Here is a 17,009-nt window from a genome sequence, read left to right on the forward strand (position 1 = left end):
TGGGCGTGCGGAGGCAAAGTCTGCACCCGGCAGGCATGGAAGCCTGCACGGGCTGTGAGCGTGCCGTGCCCTAGGGGCATCACTGGCGTGACCCCACCAGACTCAACCAGGGGGGCGACACAAACCTTCGGCAGCCGTCAGGCCAGCAGCAGGGCACCCAGCAACAGCAGGATCAGTGCCGGCAGGCTCTGAAGCTGTTCGCCCGCCAGCGGCAGCCCGAGCGGCAGGGCCGGATCAACGAGCTGGGCGAGCACGCCGCCCATCAGCAGGCCGAGGCCCAGCAGAGCGAAGCTCCAGCCCACCGCCGCCAGAAACCGGCCGTTGCGCCGCTGCAGGTTCACCACCGTGAGCAGGGTGGAGAGGGCGAGCAGCACGGTGTCGGAGGACGGGGGGGACACCAGGAGCAGCAGCAGGATCGCCCCCTGCCCGGCCAGGGGCACCCAGCGCTCACGGCCCTCGGCCAGGGCCAGGCGGGGCATCGAGAACTTCGGCCGCGTGAGTTTGCCGCCAGAGAGCTGGGGCAAGGAAGGCATGGCCGGCAGGGCAGGCCTGGAGGGGGCCCGGGCGATCACGGCCGGCTTCACCTCTTCCCGCTTCGAGGCACTGAGGGCGGCGCTGCTGACCCGCCCCTGTTGCCGCTCCCGCAGCCGTTCCATCAGTACGGCGTCGTAGGCGGCTTCCACACGGGCGCGGGCCTGGGGGTCGTCTCCTACCGCATCAAGGCAATGCTGACGCGCTCCCTGAACTTCGTCGAAGCTGGCATCAGAAGCGATGCCGAGCCGTTCGTAGGGGCTGGAACCATCGCTGGGGCCGCCGGTCGCGCCGGGGGGCAGGGCAGAACCGTTGGTCATGGCCTCCGGTGCGGTGAGCAGGATCGTGGTACGAGCGTATCGAGGCGCGCCCCATCCGGAGGCCTCCGCTGCCACCGAACCAGTGGTTCAGAACAAAGGTTCGCTGGAGTGGAAACCGCCTTCCTGCTGAAGATGCCGGCGGCAGGCTTCTGCCTCTTTGAGCGGCAACCACTGGCGCCGCTTCAGTAAAGGCATCTGGGGCGGGAGGTGGCTGCCTTCGCGCACCTCGACGGCTTCCTGGCTGGGGAGGAAGCGCACGTAATCGGAGCCTCCGTCGTGGCGGGGGCGAACCAGCCAGAAGGGCTCGGCCATGGCTGTGATCTTTCGTTGCAAAGATTCTGGCGGGCCGGGAGCAGCGCCGTGGGCACCCGCATCAGCAAATGCTCAGAGGGCGATCGGCTCCACGCCGCTCACCACCGGCGCCACGGCGCTGAGCTCGAAGGCGGGGTGGTCTTCCCGCAGCTGGTTGAGATTCCACTCGTTCTTGAACAGCAGCACCGGCCGGTCCCAGGCGTCGCGCACGGTCTTGCAATTGAAGATGCGCCCCACCGCCTCCAGCGCCGCCCAGCCGCCCACCACCCAGCGGGCCACGCTGAAGCCGAGGGGCTCGAGGCGCGTTTCGACTCCGTATTCGTTCTGAAGCCGGTATTGCACCACCTCCATCTGCAGCTGGCCCACGGCCGCCAGGATCGGGTCGCGCTTGCTGGCATCAGTGTCATACAGGATCTGCACGGCTCCCTCCTCCCGCAGCTCGTTCACCCCCTTGCGGAAGCTCTTGAACGCCGATGGGTTGGGGTTGCGCAGCCAGGCGAACAGTTCAGGGCTGAAGCAGGGGATACCTTCGTATTCCACCTTGCTGCCGGCATAGAGGGTGTCGCCGATGGCGAACATGCCGGGATTGTTCAGGCCGATCACATCACCGGGATAGGCGTCCTCCACCACCTCACGGTCCTGCCCGAACAGCTTCTGGGGGCGAGAGAGGCGAATGGTGCGGCCGCTGCGGGCATGCCGCACGCTCATGTCCTTCTCGAAGTGTCCGCTGCAGACCCGCACGAAGGCAATGCGGTCGCGGTGGCGTGGATCCATGTTGGCCTGCAGCTTGAACACGAAGCCGCTGAACTCCGGCCGTAGCGGATCCACCGGGCCGTCGCTGCTTAGCCGCGCCACCGGCCGCTGAGCCAGTTCCAGGAACGCATCCAGGAAGGGACGCACGCCGAAGTTGGTCATCGCCGAACCGAAGAACACCGGGCTCAGTTCACCGGCATGCACCAGCTCCAGATCGAGCTCGGCGCCGGCACCATCGAGCAGCTCCAGTTCCTCCAGCGCCGCCGCCAGCAGTTCCGGTTCCACCAGCCGAGCCAGCTCGGGGCTGCCGGCCGCCAGGCGCTTCTCCGCCGACTGGCGGCCCCGCTCCGCCCGCTCGAACAGGATCACGTCCTTGCTGCGGCGATCGATCACGCCACGGAAACGATCACCGCTGCCGATCGGCCAGTTCACCGGCCAGCAGGTGAGGCCCAGCTCACTTTCAATCTCATCGATCAGCTCGAGCGGCTCGCGGCCCGGCCGGTCCATCTTGTTGATGAAGGTGAAGATCGGCACCTTGCGCAGCCGGCAGACCTCGAACAACTTGCGGGTCTGTGGTTCGAGGCCCTTGGCGGCGTCTTCCAGCATCACTGCGTTGTCGGCAGCGGCGAGGGTGCGGTAGGTGTCTTCCGAGAAATCCTGGTGGCCTGGCGTGTCGAGCAGGTTCACCGTGCTGCCGGCGTAGTCGAACTGCAGCACGGTGGAGGTGATCGAGATGCCGCGTTGTTTCTCGATCTCCATCCAGTCGGAGGTGACCTTGCGCTGCTCTCCCTTGGCCTTCACCGCACCGGCCTGCTGAATCGCCCCCCCGTAGAGCAGCAGCTTCTCGGTGAGGGTGGTCTTGCCCGCGTCCGGGTGGGAAATGATCGCGAAGTTGCGCCGCTTCGCCACCGCTTCAGCCAGGGCAACCCCGGCCAGGTCGTCGCTGGGGGAAACGGGTGGGGGGGAGGCGCTGGTCATGGTCTCAGCCTGCCAGGCCGAGGCGGCTGTCCGGCCGGCAGAGGCTGCGCAGCAGGTGGGCGCCGAGGGCCAGATCCCGCTGATGACTGAAGGCCTCCAGCTCCAGCTGGCGCACCAGGGGGGGGATGCGGGCGTAGAGAGGCTGTGCGAGCAGTTCCCGCGCTTCCGGCGACAGGCGTACCGGCAGGCCCAGGGGGGTGGGCGGCCGCCTGAGGCCGCCGGCTCGGCAGCTCTGGGCCACATGGATGGCCTCGTGGTTGAGCACAGCGGCGAAATCAAGGGTGCCGCGGTCGGGCACATCCGGCCGGATCCGGATCACCGCCTCACGGGGCACCCATTCGCCGGCCGCCGCCGCCACCCGCGGGGTGGTCAGCTCCACCCGCACCCCCAGGCCCCACAGCTGGGCGAGCAGGGAAGTGATGGCGGTCCGCTCGGCGGTATAGCGGGGCGGATTGCGCAGCAGGTCGTGGATCTGGGCCATGGTGAGATCTCTTTCACCACGGCGCTGCCGGTACACGTAGCGGAGTCGGCCATCGGGCAACCGTTGCGGGCGGGGCAACCAGGCCTGATCACCGGCATCGAGCCGGACGAACAGCAGCGCTTCCCAGGTGGGCTGGATCGGACCGATGCTGGCCGGAGGCGCCTGCAACCAGGCGGGGGGGCGCAGAGCCTGTGCCACCACCGGCGCGCTCGCCAGTGGCACAAGGCCCATGGCTGCTGCCGCGATGGCAAGAACAGCCGCGGTGGCGGCGCCGGTGGCTGGGGCCAGCGCCAGGGCAGGCCCCCAGGGCCGGCGCCAACGGCGGGCGTGGGGCAGCACGGAGAGAAGTGCAGCAACGACGGAGCCCCTTTGGTTTAGCGGCAGCCGGTGGCTCCCCGCCGTTCAGGCCAATCGTCCCCAGACCTCCAGGTAGCGGTCGTCGAGCTCCCGCACCGCCAACCCCTCGATCCCCGCCTGCTGGAGCTGCGCCTCCACCTCCACGCGGCGAAAGGCCGCCCGCAGCGACTGGGCGTAATCACGCCGCAGCACGGGCGGAGCACCTGCGGCATGGCGCTGCACCAACTCTTCCAGGGCCGCTGGATCCGACGGACGGCGCAGATCCTTGATGCAGATGGCCGCTCCGGGGGCCGCCAGCCGGCGCACCGCCTGCCACAGCACCAGCGGATCGTGCAGATGGTGCAGAAGGCTGTTGCTGACCACCGCCGTCCAGCGGCCCTCCTGCGGCAGGGCACCCCCCGGCGTCAGCAACAGGTACTGAAAGCTCAGCCCTGGCAAGCGATCCGGGGTGGCCTGCAGGCGCGCGGCGGCGATCGCCAGCATGGCGGGGGCGCCATCGAGGCCCAGCACCCGGGCCGTGGGATAACGCTCCGCCAGCAGGAAGCTGATGTTGCCGGGTCCGCAACCCAGATCGATGATCCGCGGCCCCAGCTGTGGCCCGAACAGGTCCTCGGTGCGCTTGAGCAGGGCGCGGTCACCGGCAGCGAAGTCGGCGTCGGCATAGGCGCGCGCCTGCTCGGCGTCGTCCATCAGCTCGGGCTCGCAGATCCGCTCCATGGCCACCACCGCAGCGCCGCCAGCCTGGCGCAGCCCCGGCGGGGCGGCAGCCGGCGCTGGTGGGGCGGTCAGCCCCTGGCGAGCCGTACAGACACTGCCGCTGGTGCAGGATGAACCTTGCGCACCCCACAGGTGGGGTTAAGGTTTCTCCACGCGCCACGCTGCCCCTGTTTCCGTGACCCTCTCCGCCACGCCTGCCACCGCAGCCGAGCTCACCCGGCTGGCTGGCCTGCCAGAAGCCGCCGCTGCGGATTTCCCCGTCACGGCGCCGGCGGCGAACCCGGTCTTCTACCGCACCTACAGCCGCAAGACTCCGAACGGGCGCGAAAGCTGGCAGGAGGTGAGCGAGCGCAACCTCGAAGGGCTGCGCAGGCTCGGCAACCTCAACGCCGAGGAAGTGGCCCTGTTGCGCCGGATGCATAAACGGCAGCAGGCGCTGCCCTCAGGGCGTTGGCTGTGGATCGGTGGCACCGACTGGATCGAGCAGCCCCAGAACTTCTCCGGCGCCTACAACTGCACCTCCACCAACCTGATCGACTGGGAAGCCTTCGGTCTGATGATGGACCTGGCGATGATGGGCTGCGGCACGGGCGCCATCATCGAGCCTCGGCTGATCGATCGCTTGCCTGCGGTGCGCAACCGCCTGCGGATCACCTCCGTCACCGACATCGGCGCCACTCCCGCCGGCCAGCGCCAGGAGCACACCACCCACACGATTACGGGCCACGACGTGGCGATCAAGGTGGGCGACACCCGGCGCGGCTGGGTGGACAGCTACCAGCTCCTGCTGGAGCTCAGCAGCGATTCCCGCTTCGACGGTGAGGTGACGGTCAGCGTTGACCTCTCCGATGTGCGTCCTGTGGGCGAAACGCTCAAGGGGTTCGGCGGCATGGCCAACCCGGTGAAGCTCAAAGACCTCTACGGGCGCGTCGCCGAGATCCTCAACAAGGCCCATGGCCGCCAGCTCAGCTCAGTGGAATGCTGCCTGCTGATCGATGAGGCGGCCGTCACGATCGTGGCCGGCAACATCCGCCGCAGTGCGGGCATGCGGCAATTCTGCGCAGACGACGCCTCCGCGGCCGGCGCCAAGGAGAACCTCTGGCAGCAGGACGCGGACGGCAACTGGCGCATCGACCCCGAGCGCGATGCGCTGCGCATGGCCAACCACACACGCGTGTTCCATACCCGCCCCAGCCGCGAGGTGGTGCGGGAGGCGGTGCTCAAGCAGTTTCAGAGCGGCGAAGGCGCCATCCAGTTCGCCCCCGAGGCGATCGCCCGCTCGAATGCCGACCTGCTTTCCACCCCTGAACTGCGCAGCGAGTTCATCACCATCTACTGCGATCAGGGCCGTGAGGAAGCGGGCCGCTGGCTGCAGCTGAACCATCCGCAGATCACGGACGCCGAACTTGAGCACCGCCTCAGCCGCTACGGCCTCAACCCCTGCGGCGAGATCCTCGGCGCCGATTTCCACTGCAACCTGGCGGAGATTCACCTCAACCAGATCGACCCCGCCGACCACGAGGGCCAGGCGGATGCCTTCCGCGCCGCCGGTCTGGCGGTGGCCTGCCTGCTGAACCACCGCTTTGAGGTGGAGCGTTACCGCCAGAGCCGTGCCTGGGATCCGATCGTGGGTGTGAGCTTCACGGGCCTGTTCGATTTCTTCGTGCATGCTTTCGGCACCCCCTGGCTCAATTGGTGGGAGGAGGGCCGTCCGGACAGCGAGGCCGGGCTGGCGTTCAAGCAACAGGAAGCCGCCTACCTATCGCGCTGGAAGACGGCGGTGAACGAGGCCGTGTGGGACTACTGCGACCGCCATGGTCTGCGCCGCCCGAACCGCTGCACCACGGTGCAGCCCGCCGGCACCAAGAGCCTGCTCACCGGCGCCAGCCCCGGCTGGCATCCGCCCAAGGCCCAGCGCTTCATCCGCCGCATCACCTTCCGCAAGAACGATCCGGTGGCACTCGCCTGCATGGATTACGGCTACACGATCGTGCCGAGCCAAAGCGACAAGGATGAACACGGCCGCCTGCTGGATGATCCGTTTGATCCCCGCTGCACCGAGTGGCTGGTGGAAATCCCCACCGAAGTGAGCTGGGCCAACCTGCCCGGCGCCGACGCCGTGGAGATCAACAGCTTCTCGGCGCTGGCCCAGTTTGACTTCTACATGCAGGTCCAACAGCACTACACCGCCCACAACACCTCAGCCACGGTCGAGTTCCGCGAAAACGAAATCGAATCTCTCGCTGAAGCCATTCACGCAGCGATCGATCAAGGCAAGGGATACATCTCGGCGGCGCTTCTGGCCCGCTTCGATGCCAACGCCACCTTCCCCCGCCTGCCGTTCGAGCCGATCGACCAGACCACTTACCAGCGCCTACAGGAGGAGGTGGCGGCGCGGCGCCGCGAGTTCGATTTCTTCGCCTCCCTGCAGCGCTACGACAACGGCGAACTGGTGGAGGCGGGTCCAGCCGGCTGCGACTCCGACAAATGCCTGCTGCCGCTGGCCAAGCCCCAGAAACCATGAAAGAGCTCTACTTCGCAGACAGCACGCTCGCCGGCCAAAAAGTCGCCACGGTTCTCGCTACCGTTCGGCGGCTGTGCTGGGAGGCGGCGGCCATCCTGCGGGCTTATGCCCGCGGCGACACCCCTCCGTTCGGCTATCCGCCGATCCTCTCGGTGGATGAGGATCCCAAAGGGCCAGTCACGGCAGCCGATCTTGCCGTCAACGAGCATCTGATCAAGGGGCTGCAGAGCGACTTCCCAGCAGCCTCCTGGGCCATCCTCAGCGAGGAGACCACGGGTCAGTGGCCCGCCGATCAGGCCATCGCCAACGACTGGCTCTGGATCCTCGACCCCCTCGATGGCACCAAGGACTTCCTTCAGGGCACCGGCGAATACGCCGTGCATCTGGCCCTGGTGCACCAGCAGCGGCCTGCCCTCGGGGTGGTTCTGCTGCCAGAGCTCGATGAGCTCTGGTTCGGGTGGCTCGACCCCGACGGGATCGAGCCACCCGTCGCCTGGAAGGAAGCGCCGGACGGGGAACGTCATGCCCCTTCCCTGAGCGGGCGCACAGCACTGTCGAGCCTGATTCCGGTCACCAGCCGCAGCCACCGCGACGACCGGCTGGAACAGCTGATGACCTCACTGCCGATCGCCAGCGGCATCGCGCGCGGGAGTGTGGGGGGGAAGGTGGCGTCGATCCTGCGCGGCGAAACCGACCTCTACATCTCCCTGTCCGGAAAGACAGCTCCGAAGGACTGGGACATGGCTGCTCCCGAAGCGGTGCTGCTGGCAGCAGGTGGCGCCTTCACTCACGCCGATGGGCGGCCTTTGCTGTACAACACTGGGGACTTCCGCCAGGCCGGTTGCCTGATTGCCAGCCACGGACCCGCCCACCAGGTTCTCTGCGATGCCGCGGCAGCAGCCATGGCCCGCATTGATCCGGCGGCAGCGCTCTGAACTGGCGGTGCTCTCCACTCCTGTACCCTGCAGATCCTTCCATGCCTGTGAATGCAAGCGGTGAAGCCAGCAACGTGATCAAATCCAGCAACATCGTCTGGCATCAGGCCTCGGTGGATCGCAGCAGCCAGGCGGAGAGGCAAGGTCACAACAGTGCCATCCTCTGGTTCACCGGGCTCTCGGGCAGCGGCAAGAGCACCCTTGCCAATGCGGTGAATGCGGAGCTGTTCACCCGCGGGCTCAGCAGTTACGTGCTGGACGGCGACAACATCCGCCACGGCCTCTGCAAAGACCTGGGGTTCTCGGATCACGACCGGGAGGAGAACATCCGGCGGATCGGAGAAGTAGCAAAGCTGTTCCTCGACGCGGGCGTGATTGTGCTTACGGCGTTCGTCTCCCCCTTCCGCGCCGATCGCGACAAAGCCCGGGGGCTTGTCGGTGAGGGAGATTTCATAGAGATTCACTGTGCCGCCGACCTGCAGGCCTGCGAAAATCGGGACCCGAAGGGGCTTTATGCCAAAGCACGTGCCGGTGAAATCAAAGAGTTCACGGGAATATCCAGCCCCTATGAGGCTCCGGCTGCCCCGGAACTGCGCGTGGAAACCGGAACATTAAATGTGGACCAGTGCGTAGATCTGGTGATGCGCGAGCTGGAATCCCGAGAGATCCTGTCATCACCAGCTGGCAGTTGACACCACAAGCTTGACTCTGATCCTTATCGCTCTGCACGCTGCTGGGGTCATTGACACTCTGTAGCAAGCACAGCTTGTGCAGCCAATAAAGATCACGCCGCAGCCCCCATGGCGACTCCCACGAAATAATCATGCGTTGATTTCCAGCGACGCAACACACATAAAGCATGCTTTAATACAACAATGACACTGTAGAACACAAGCAAAGCTCAATCAACGCATCAACAAGCTCCACCTCATCCAAACAGAAAAGGAATCATTCTTGCCGGTGGAAGTGGAGCTCGCTTGGCGCCGCTGACCACAGCCATCAGCAACCAACTGATGCCTGTTTATGGCAAACCCATGATCTACTACCCACTCAGCACCTTACTACTGGAAGGAATCACTGAAATCCTTATCATCACCACCCCCAACGACCAGGAAGCTTTTCGAAGGCTGCTGGACAAGTAAAAACAATGGGGAATCACGATTGAATACGCCATTCAACCCAGCCCTGGTGGGTTAGCGCAGGCTTTTTTATCGGCGAGCAATTTCTGGGCAACTCTCATGCCGCGTTGGTGCTCGGGGACGACCTCTTCCACGGACACGACCTAGTGCCACAACTGTTGTGCGCAGGGGTCGGAGAACCTGAAGCCACCGTGTTTGCCTATCCAGTTAGCGACCCTGAACGCTATGGGGTTGTGGAGTTTGAAGCCAACGGAAAGTGCGCTCCATTGAAGAGAAGCCGGCCAAACCAAAGTCACGCTACGCGCTGACGGGGCTCTATTCATTTGACAACACTGTGGTTGAACGAGCCAAGAGTCTGCACCCCTCCTCACGTGGCGAACTGGAAATCACAGATCTAAATCTGCTCTACCTCAACGACGGCATGTCATTGCAGCCAACCAAAGGAAACCCCAAGGATGGTCACTCATCAATGTGAACTCATTCGCGATCGAAGGCCCACTGCTGTTCACTCCAAAGCTGATCAGTGACGAGAGGTTTTTTCTCCAAAAGCTGGAAGATCAAGAGTTTTGCCATCTGCCTGGGCATGGACATGGACCCCAACGTGACCCCCTTTATCGGTCCAGGCCTTATGAGAGTGGATGGTTGTGGTCATGCGGCAGCTCCCTGTTGAGCTGCCTCCAGGGGCGTACGCCCCTGGAGGGCCGAGTGTGGCCTGTAGACGAAGTCGAGCAGAGCTCATACGACTCCGCAAACCCGTTCTCCCACGGGGATCCTGGCTCGATGGTGGCCGTGGTTGTTCCGCTGGTCTCGCACCAGCCACGTAAGGCCTGGGAGATGAATTCCGGGCTGTTGTCTGACCGGATGAACGCTGGTGCCTGGTAGAGGCCGGTGAGCTCCTTCAGCACCGCCACTACGTCCTTGGCCTTGCAGCGCCTGCGTACCCGGATGGCCAGGCAGAGGCGGCTGTGCTCGTCGATCACGTTCAGGAATTTGAGCCGACGGCCATCGGCGGTGGCGTCGAACTGGAAGTCCATGGCCCATACCTGGTGGGGATGTTCCGCCCGGTAACGCCTCACCGAGCCGTCGGCGGGCCGTGCCCGCTTCCGTGTCCTGGGAATGGGCACGCTGTAGGCCTTCCTCCCACCAGAACCGTTGCACCCGCTTCTGGTTCACCGCCCAGCCCTCCCGCCGCAGGAGGCGGTAGGTCATGCGGCGGCCCCAGCGAATGTGGTCAGCCGCGATCTGCCGCAAGCGATGCCGCAGCTTGACCTCCTCCAGTTCGATCACCTTGCCCCCATGGCGATGGGTGCTGCGGTGCTGGCCCACCACACGGCAGGCCAGCCGCTCCGAAACCCGGAAGCGTGCGCGCAAGACCTCAACAGCCCAGCGCCGACGTTCCGGGCTCAGAAGTTTCCCGTCGCACCGCAAGGTCCTACTGCTTCTCTTCGAGAAGGCTTCGCCTACGCAGAAGCCAAGGGCTAGAGCCTCGCCTTCTCCAGCTACGCCTCCGCCAGAAGCATCCACTCCTTCGGAGAAGCCTTCGGCTAGAGCCGGGCGTTCTCCTTCTCCAGCTGAGTCAGCCGTCTGGCTTCCTCGGCCTGCATCCCCCGTACTGCTTGCTGTCTCCAGCGGTGGTACGTCGGCTGCGTCACCTCGATGACGCGGCAGACCTCCGCGACGGTCTTGCCCTGGGCGATCAGTTGCTCCGCCGTTTTGAGCTTGCGGATGATCTGCTCGGCTGTGTGCCTGGTGCGTTTCATGGTCGAATCCCCGGCCCAGTCTGGCCGGCTGAGGATCTCATTCACCCTGGACCGGTTTTCGGGGTCCACGTCACTTCCTCCATTTGTAGGGGGTGACCACATGAATGCACAGCTCCTGGGAAATCCTGACCACGCTTTGCCGGTGCGGCGGGATCATCCGTGTGGAGAGGTGTCATCTCTACTGGCAGAGAGGAGTCCTGTGGGTCGCTCAGATTGTTGGACGTTTTCTGATACGCCACCAGATCCATCTCCGCCAGAAACATCTCGCGACAGAGGCTTCGCCAAGCCCTCGACCACAGGAAGCGTGCGCGTCTTGGCAGTAATCTGATCAGAGTTACCGTAGGCGCAGACTTCCAAGAAGCGGATCCGGAGCTATTGCCACCGATTGAGCCCAGCTCTCATCTGCAATCACAAGGGGGATTTCGAACGAGTGCCTGGAATTTGCAGGTTCTCCCTAAGCACGTGTAGGCGATGGTCACGAAGCTGATCCCACAGAAGCTTATGATTGCCGTTGATCGAGATGAATGGAAGTCTTACCCACCCAGGCCACTATTCCACCCCTTTAGATCATTCATCTGTAAGCGATGGGGGAGAGGGTGCTGCTGGAATGGTGATGGCTGGATTGGGGGCTGCAGAGGCAGTGGCACCGGGTAGATCCTGAAGCTCACACACCGGGAAGCGGTTGATGGCATTCAATGCCTTTCGCGCCGTTGTTCTCAGTAGTTCACTGAGGGCTTCGGCGTAAGGCACCTGGGCGAGCAGATCCACCGTGCGGCGCAGGATGCGCACCACATCTCCCTCGTCCAGCGAGGTGTTGGCCATCACATCGACCCAGCTGGTACCGGACGCCCAGGCATGCACGAGGCCCATCAGCTCCGGCTCCCACCAGGCCGGAACCACCACAGCCGCCTTCTCCTGCTGACGCAACAATTCCCGCCGCAGGCCGCCAAGGTCGCGCAGAGCTTCCTCCGCCAGCGGTGGCGGGTCGTAGGCACTCCAGAGATCGGGGCGGTTCACCTCGGTGCTGATCGCTTCGAACACGGCGGCCAGCTCGGCCGGACTGAGTTCGTCGAGATGGCCGCTCATCAGTGACAGCCCGAGCCAGAGCTCGTTGTCGCCGCGCAGGGCCGCAACGGTGCGGCCCACCTCCGTGGGCACCAGACCATCCGGCCCCGCCAGCGCGCCGAAGAAGCGCAGGATCTCGATCAAGGACAGGAAGGTGTCCCAGTGACGGTTGGAGCGGTGATGGAGCAGCCGCTGCCGCTCCTCGATCTCCGCGTCCAGCTCCTCCATGCGGCGCCGCTGCTTCTTGAGCTGGCGGCGGTCACCCCAGGCGTGAGCAGGGTGACGCTCCAGCTCCGCTTCCAGCTGCTGCACCCGCAGGGCCTGATCGCGCACCTCACCGGCCAAGTCGTACTGGGGTGTGGTCATGTCGTGGCGGCGGGCCATCGATCCCACCGCCAGCGCCAGACCGCCACTGTGCTGATCGCCATGACGAAGCTCGCCAACGTGGCGCAGCTCCGGGGCCTCGATCGTGGTCACCTGCAGGCAGCTGAGCTCCGCATGCAGGCTCACGACCGCATTGCAGGGCACCAGGATCCAGATGTTGTCGTCAGTGAGGCAGAGCAGCAGCGGAAACTGACCGGGCCCCATGGGTTTCTCCACGATCACCGCCGGGGTGACCCGGCCCCTGAGCTGCGGGCACTTCAGGCTCACAAGCGTCCCTTCGCTGGCGAACTGCAGCGCCAATGTGAGCTCGTGGGCAAGGGTCTCCTCGGCCTGCTGCTGCAGGATGCGCAGCAGCCGGCGCTCCTCGCGCAGGTGGTCGCGTTGTTTCTCATAGGCCTCAAAGGCCTCCCAGGGGACGTCGTCGCCGAGACCCGTGAGCTGCTCCAGCTGCTGGCGCAGTTCAGCGATGCGGGCCTCGTCTTCTAACAGGTCGATGTTGGCGAGATAGCGGCCGAAGCTTCGCTCAACCAGCTGCCGGGCTTTGGCCAAGTCGTAGCGCTGCAGCAGGTTGAGCACCATGCCGTAGCTGGGCGTGAACTGGCTCACCAAGGGATCCGCGGGGCTGGTGGCCAGCGCCCCCGCCTCACGCACCCCCTCGAAACGGCTCTGCACCGTGACCACATAGCCCTGCACATCGAGGCCACGGCGGCCGGCCCGGCCCGCCATCTGCAGGAATTCGCTGCCCATCAGAGGTCGATGACCCCGCTCGGTGCGCTTGGAGAGCGCAGAAATCACCGTGGTGCGCGCCGGCATGTTGATGCCCGCCGCCAGGGTTTCGGTGGCGAAGACCACCTTCACCAGACCCTGCTGGAACAATTCCTCGATCAGCTCCTTCCAGGCCGGCAGCACGCCGGCGTGATGGGCGGCGATGCCGCGCAGCAGGGCCTCGGCATGGCCCCCCTCTCGCACGGCCTCCGGGGTAACGGCCACAAAGGCGTCGAGACGGCGGCGCACCACCTCCGCCTCCTGCGCGTTAAGCAGATTGCTGCGGCCAAGATCCCGCACGGCCTTGTCGCAGCCGCGGCGGCTGAAAATGAAGTAGATGGCCGGAAGCATCTCGCGCTCGGCCAGCTGGGCCACCACGAAAGGCAGCGGCGCTGGCTCCGGCTGGGGTGGCCGGGGTGTTTTGCCCTTGCGGCGATCGCCCTTGGGGGCACGCCACACCTTGCAGTTCGGGTGGAGCCCGGTGCCCTCGTCGTTGAGCAGCGGATGGAGGCCCTTGGCGCTGCAAAAGCTGAAGGCCAGCGGCACGGGCCGGTGGTCGCTCATCACAAGCGTGGTCGGACCGTGCACCCGCTCGATCCAGTCAGTGAGCTGGCCCGCGTTGGCCACCGTGGCCGACAAGGCCACCAGCTGGACCGCCGGTGGACAGTGGATAATCGACTCCTCCCAGACTGTGCCGCGCTGGCTGTCATTCATGTAGTGGCACTCATCAAGCACCACCGCCTCCACGTCAGCGAGCGGATCGTCGCCCCGATCCACCTCCGCATAGAGCATGTTGCGGAAGATCTCCGTGGTCATCACCACGATCGCCGCTTCCCGGTTCACACTCAGATCGCCGGTCATCAGGCCGACGCGCTCCTCGCCGAACTGCTGGCGGAAATCGCGCAGCTTCTGATTGGAGAGGGCCTTGAGCGGCGTCGTGTAGAAAACGCGCTGCCCGTGGGCCAGCGCCCGATGGATGGCGTATTCGCCCACCAGGGTTTTACCGGAGCCAGTGGGGGCACTCACCACCACCGAATGCCCCTGGTTGAGAGCGTCGATCGCTTCCAGCTGGAAGGGATCGAGCGGGAACGGGAACAGCTCCTCCACCGGAGACACAGGCTTCGGCTCGTGGTGGGGCTCCGGAACAGGCACCGCGGGGGGAACCGTCGTCGCAGCGGACGGAGCGTCGGTACCGGCAGTGAGCATGCAGAGATTCTATGAGCCCCGGCGCGGCTGGGCAGACTGGTGGGCCCCGTGGCCCCCAGTGGGTGGTGAACGTGCTCCCGGCCGGCGATCCTGCCGATCCCCTCAGCTCCCTGTGGCCATCCCTCAGCCGCGTCCCCCCCGACCGGCGCCGGCGGCTGCGCAGCTTTGCCACCACGGCCGGCGGCGGGCTGAAGGCCGTGGTGGGCGCCGGTGAGGCGGCAGCGCCACTGCTGGACCTGGCCAGCAACGACTATCTGGGCTTCAGCCATCACCCCCTTCTGCAGCAGGCAGCCTGCGACGCCATCGCCAGAGACGGCACCGGCTCCGGCGCCTCTCCCCTGGTGACGGGCACCCGGCCGGTGCACACCCTGCTGGCCGAAACCCTCGCCAACTGGCTCGGGCGTGGGCAGGTGCTGCTGTTCCCCAGCGGATTTCAGGCCAATCTGGCGGCTGTGCTCGCCCTCACAGGGCGGCACGGGGTGGTGCTGGCGGACCGGCTGATCCATCACTCGCTGCTGCTGGGGGTGCAGGCCAGCGGCGCCCGCTTGCTGCGGTTCCGCCACAACGACAGCGCAGACCTTGAACGGCGGCTGATCCAGCAACGGACAGCGGAGCCCCAGCGCCCGACGCTGGTGATCACCGAGAGCCTGTTCAGCATGGAGGGCACCAGCCCGGATCTGGCGGCCATCGCCCGCATCTGCCGGCAGCAGAGGTCGAGGCTATTGGTGGATGAAGCGCACGGGCTCGGCGTGTTGGGGCCGGGCGGACGGGGCCTGGCCCATGGCCTGGCAGGGGTGAGCCTGGTGAGCGGCACCTTCGGCAAGGCCTTCGGCAGTGGCGGCGCCTTTCTGGCGGCTGATGCCCCCCTGGCCGACTGGCTGCTGCAGAGCTCAGGCGCTTTCCGCTACTCCACGGCCTTAGCGCCCTGCCTAGCGGCGGCTGCCCTGGCGGCCCTGGAGCTGCTGCAGCAGGATCCCGGCCTGGGGCAGACCCTGCTGACCCGGGCGGAGCGCTGGCGCTGCGGCCTGGCCGCAGCAGGCTGGCAGCGCCCGGAAGGGACCGGGCCGGTGCTGCCGTTGCTGGTGGGCAATGACGGGGCCGCCCTGGCGCTGCAGGCACAGCTGGAGCGGGCCGGTCTGCTCAGCGTGGCGATCCGCCCGCCCACGGTGCCTGAGGGCACCTCCCGCTTGCGGCTGGTGCTGAGCCGCAGCCTGCCCACCGGCACGCTGGCGCGGTTGCTGGCCGCCCTCGGCACGCCGGTGGCCGGTGTCGGCCGATGAGCGGGCAACTGCTGGCGATGCATGGCTGGGCCGGCGACAGCCGGGCCTGGGAGCCGTGGCGGGCGGCTGCCGAGCCACGCGGCTGGAGCTGGCACTGCGGCGAACGGGGCTACGGGCCGCTGCTGCCCCGGATCCCCGCCTGGGAGAACGGATCGCCCCCCGGCAGGCGCGGTGTGCTTGTCCATTCACTCGGGCTGCACTTACTGCCTCCAGCCGTGCTGGCCTCCGCCGATGCGGTGGTGCTGCTGGCGAGCTTCGCGGCCTTCGTGCCGTCAGGGAGGGAAGGCCGCCCCCTGCGCGCTGCCCTGGCCGGCATGGAAGCGCGGCTGGCCGGCGGGCAGGCCGCGGACCTGCTGGCGGACTTCCTTCGCCAGGCGGCAGCACCCGATCCCGCCGACCTGCTGCCACCGGGCCCGGGGAGCGAGCCACTGACGGCAGCGGGCATCGAGCGCCTGCGCAGCGATCTGGACCTGCTGGGGCGGGTCGACAGGCTGCCGGCAGCGTTTCCACCCGCGGCCCGGGTGCTGCTGGTGGAAGCCGAGGATGACCGGATTGTCGCCGCCGCCAGCCGGGCCGCCCTGCGGCGGGGTCTGCCCGCGGCCACCGTCTGGCAGATCGCCGGAGCGGGCCACAGCCTGCTGCGCGCGCCCCTGATCGAGCCGGTGCTCAGCTGGCTGGAGGCGCCATGACCCTGCAGGAGCAGGTGCGCAAGGCGTTCGGCCGCCACGCCGGTACCTATGAGCAACGGGCCAGCCTGCAGCGGGCGGTGGCCTGGCGGCTGGCCCGCCACTGCCGCGAGCTGCCGTTGGTTGCCGGCCCCTGCGCCGACCTCGGCGCCGGTAGCGGCCTGCTGAGCAGGGCGGTGCAGCAACTGCGGCCGTCACTTCAGCCCCTGCGCCTCGACCTCTGCGCCGAGCTGCTGCACCAAGGTGCAAGGGACGGGGGGGAATCGCTGCTGTGGGACCTCAACACCGGCCTGCCGCCCCAGCTGGAGAACGCCTCGTTGCTGGTGTCGAGCTTTGCGTTGCAGTGGCTCGAGTGCCCGCAGGATCAGCTGGAGCACTGGTGCCGCCGCCTGGCCCCGGGCGGCTGGCTGGTGCTGGCGGTGCCCACGGCCGGCAGCTTCCCCCAGTGGCTCCAGGCGGCGGCGGGGGCGCGGGGGCCCTGCAGCGCCCTGCCGCTGCCCGATGCCGGCGCCTTGGTGCATGGCGCCCAGCGCCACCTGAAGCTCAAGGCACAGCGGCGCCTGCGCTTCAGCCGCTTCGCGCCGACGGCGCTCACCTTTCTGCGGCAGATCCAGGCGCTCGGTGCCGGCAGCACGCCTGCGGCGCCACTCACACCCGGCCAGTGGCGCCGGCTGGAGGCCGCCTGGCCGGCGGAGCCCGCCCTGAGCCCAGCCGGCCGGCCGCGCAAGCTCCTCACCTGGGAGGTGCTGGTACTGATCGGTCAGCGGCCCGTTCCCAGCCCGTGGCGCCACGCTGGCACTGTGGCGTCATGAAGCA

The 17,009-nt window shown here is 66.8% G+C and carries 14 protein-coding genes and 2 pseudogenes; 7 read left to right on the forward strand and 9 right to left on the reverse strand.

Features of this window, described 5'->3' with window-relative positions; translation table 11 throughout:
• Nucleotides 1–137: 137 nt before the first annotated feature.
• From KQ303_RS01510 to KQ303_RS01530, 5 genes are all read right to left on the reverse strand, one after another.
• Nucleotides 138–851: a CPP1-like family protein gene (locus tag KQ303_RS01510; RefSeq protein WP_259728856.1), complete on the reverse strand. Its 714-nt coding sequence runs from the start codon at nt 849–851 to the stop codon at nt 138–140.
• A gap of 87 nt (nt 852–938) precedes the next feature.
• A complete protein-coding gene (locus KQ303_RS01515; protein WP_094510238.1) occupies nt 939–1,163 on the reverse strand; it encodes a hypothetical protein in 225 nt (74 codons plus the stop codon).
• 72 nt (nt 1,164–1,235) lie between these two features.
• Nucleotides 1,236–2,894 carry a peptide chain release factor 3 gene (locus KQ303_RS01520; RefSeq protein ID WP_259728857.1) on the reverse strand — a complete coding sequence of 553 codons (1,659 nt, stop codon included), beginning with the start codon at nt 2,892–2,894 and terminating at the stop codon, nt 1,236–1,238.
• Between the two features lie 4 nt (nt 2,895–2,898).
• A complete protein-coding gene (locus KQ303_RS01525) occupies nt 2,899–3,714 on the reverse strand; it encodes a hypothetical protein (protein WP_259728858.1) in 816 nt (271 codons plus the stop codon).
• A 63-nt stretch (nt 3,715–3,777) separates the two neighbouring features.
• Complete coding sequence (locus KQ303_RS01530; protein ID WP_259728859.1) at nt 3,778–4,449, reverse strand: class I SAM-dependent methyltransferase; 672 nt, start codon at nt 4,447–4,449, stop codon at nt 3,778–3,780.
• A 220-nt stretch (nt 4,450–4,669) separates the two neighbouring features.
• Between KQ303_RS01530 and nrdJ the strand changes: the two genes are divergently transcribed.
• The 4 genes and pseudogenes from nrdJ to KQ303_RS01550 all read left to right on the forward strand — a co-directional run.
• The gene (nrdJ, locus tag KQ303_RS01535; protein ID WP_259728927.1) at nt 4,670–6,973 is read left to right on the forward strand and encodes a ribonucleoside-triphosphate reductase, adenosylcobalamin-dependent; all 2,304 of its coding nucleotides are present in this window, start codon (nt 4,670–4,672) and stop codon (nt 6,971–6,973) included.
• Nucleotides 6,970–7,908: a 3'(2'),5'-bisphosphate nucleotidase CysQ gene (locus KQ303_RS01540; RefSeq protein WP_259728860.1), complete on the forward strand. Its 939-nt coding sequence runs from the start codon at nt 6,970–6,972 to the stop codon at nt 7,906–7,908. Before nrdJ ends, KQ303_RS01540 begins: the two co-directional genes overlap by 4 nt.
• A gap of 41 nt (nt 7,909–7,949) precedes the next feature.
• Nucleotides 7,950–8,600 carry an adenylyl-sulfate kinase gene (cysC, locus tag KQ303_RS01545; protein WP_094510233.1) on the forward strand — a complete coding sequence of 217 codons (651 nt, stop codon included), beginning with the start codon at nt 7,950–7,952 and terminating at the stop codon, nt 8,598–8,600.
• A gap of 255 nt (nt 8,601–8,855) precedes the next feature.
• A pseudogene (locus tag KQ303_RS01550) lies at nt 8,856–9,471 on the forward strand (sugar nucleotidyltransferase); the annotation flags it as partial.
• A 202-nt stretch (nt 9,472–9,673) separates the two neighbouring features.
• Here the strand turns inward: KQ303_RS01550 and KQ303_RS01555 are convergent.
• From KQ303_RS01555 to KQ303_RS01565, 4 genes and pseudogenes are all read right to left on the reverse strand, one after another.
• Entirely contained in the window at nt 9,674–10,171 is a 498-nt protein-coding gene (locus KQ303_RS01555) for a DDE-type integrase/transposase/recombinase (protein ID WP_311134097.1), read from the reverse strand.
• Between the two features lie 10 nt (nt 10,172–10,181).
• Nucleotides 10,182–10,571: pseudogene (locus tag KQ303_RS14690) on the reverse strand (IS3 family transposase); the annotation flags it as partial.
• 20 nt (nt 10,572–10,591) lie between these two features.
• Nucleotides 10,592–10,852 carry a transposase gene (locus KQ303_RS01560; RefSeq protein WP_259728862.1) on the reverse strand — a complete coding sequence of 87 codons (261 nt, stop codon included), beginning with the start codon at nt 10,850–10,852 and terminating at the stop codon, nt 10,592–10,594.
• 522 nt (nt 10,853–11,374) lie between these two features.
• Nucleotides 11,375–14,227, reverse strand: a complete 2,853-nt coding sequence (locus tag KQ303_RS01565) for an RNA helicase (protein WP_259728863.1) — start codon at nt 14,225–14,227, stop codon at nt 11,375–11,377.
• 65 nt (nt 14,228–14,292) lie between these two features.
• Here KQ303_RS01565 and KQ303_RS01570 point away from each other — a divergent pair, with 65 nt between their 5' ends.
• Genes KQ303_RS01570 through KQ303_RS01580 form a run of 3 tightly spaced genes read left to right on the forward strand, consistent with a single transcriptional unit; the run spans nt 14,293 to nt 17,005 of the window.
• Complete coding sequence (locus KQ303_RS01570) at nt 14,293–15,507, forward strand: aminotransferase class I/II-fold pyridoxal phosphate-dependent enzyme (protein WP_259728864.1); 1,215 nt, start codon at nt 14,293–14,295, stop codon at nt 15,505–15,507.
• Nucleotides 15,504–16,196 (forward strand): alpha/beta hydrolase, encoded by a 693-nt coding sequence (locus KQ303_RS01575; protein ID WP_259728865.1) that lies wholly within the window; start codon nt 15,504–15,506, stop codon nt 16,194–16,196. Before KQ303_RS01570 ends, KQ303_RS01575 begins: the two co-directional genes overlap by 4 nt.
• A complete protein-coding gene (locus tag KQ303_RS01580) occupies nt 16,193–17,005 on the forward strand; it encodes a methyltransferase domain-containing protein (protein ID WP_259728866.1) in 813 nt (270 codons plus the stop codon). The genes KQ303_RS01575 and KQ303_RS01580 overlap by 4 nt, the downstream gene beginning before the upstream one ends.
• Nucleotides 17,006–17,009 lie beyond the last annotated feature (4 nt).

The sequence above is a fragment of the Synechococcus sp. CS-1333 genome, from assembly GCF_025128015.1.
Classification (GTDB): domain Bacteria; phylum Cyanobacteriota; class Cyanobacteriia; order PCC-6307; family Cyanobiaceae; genus MW101C3.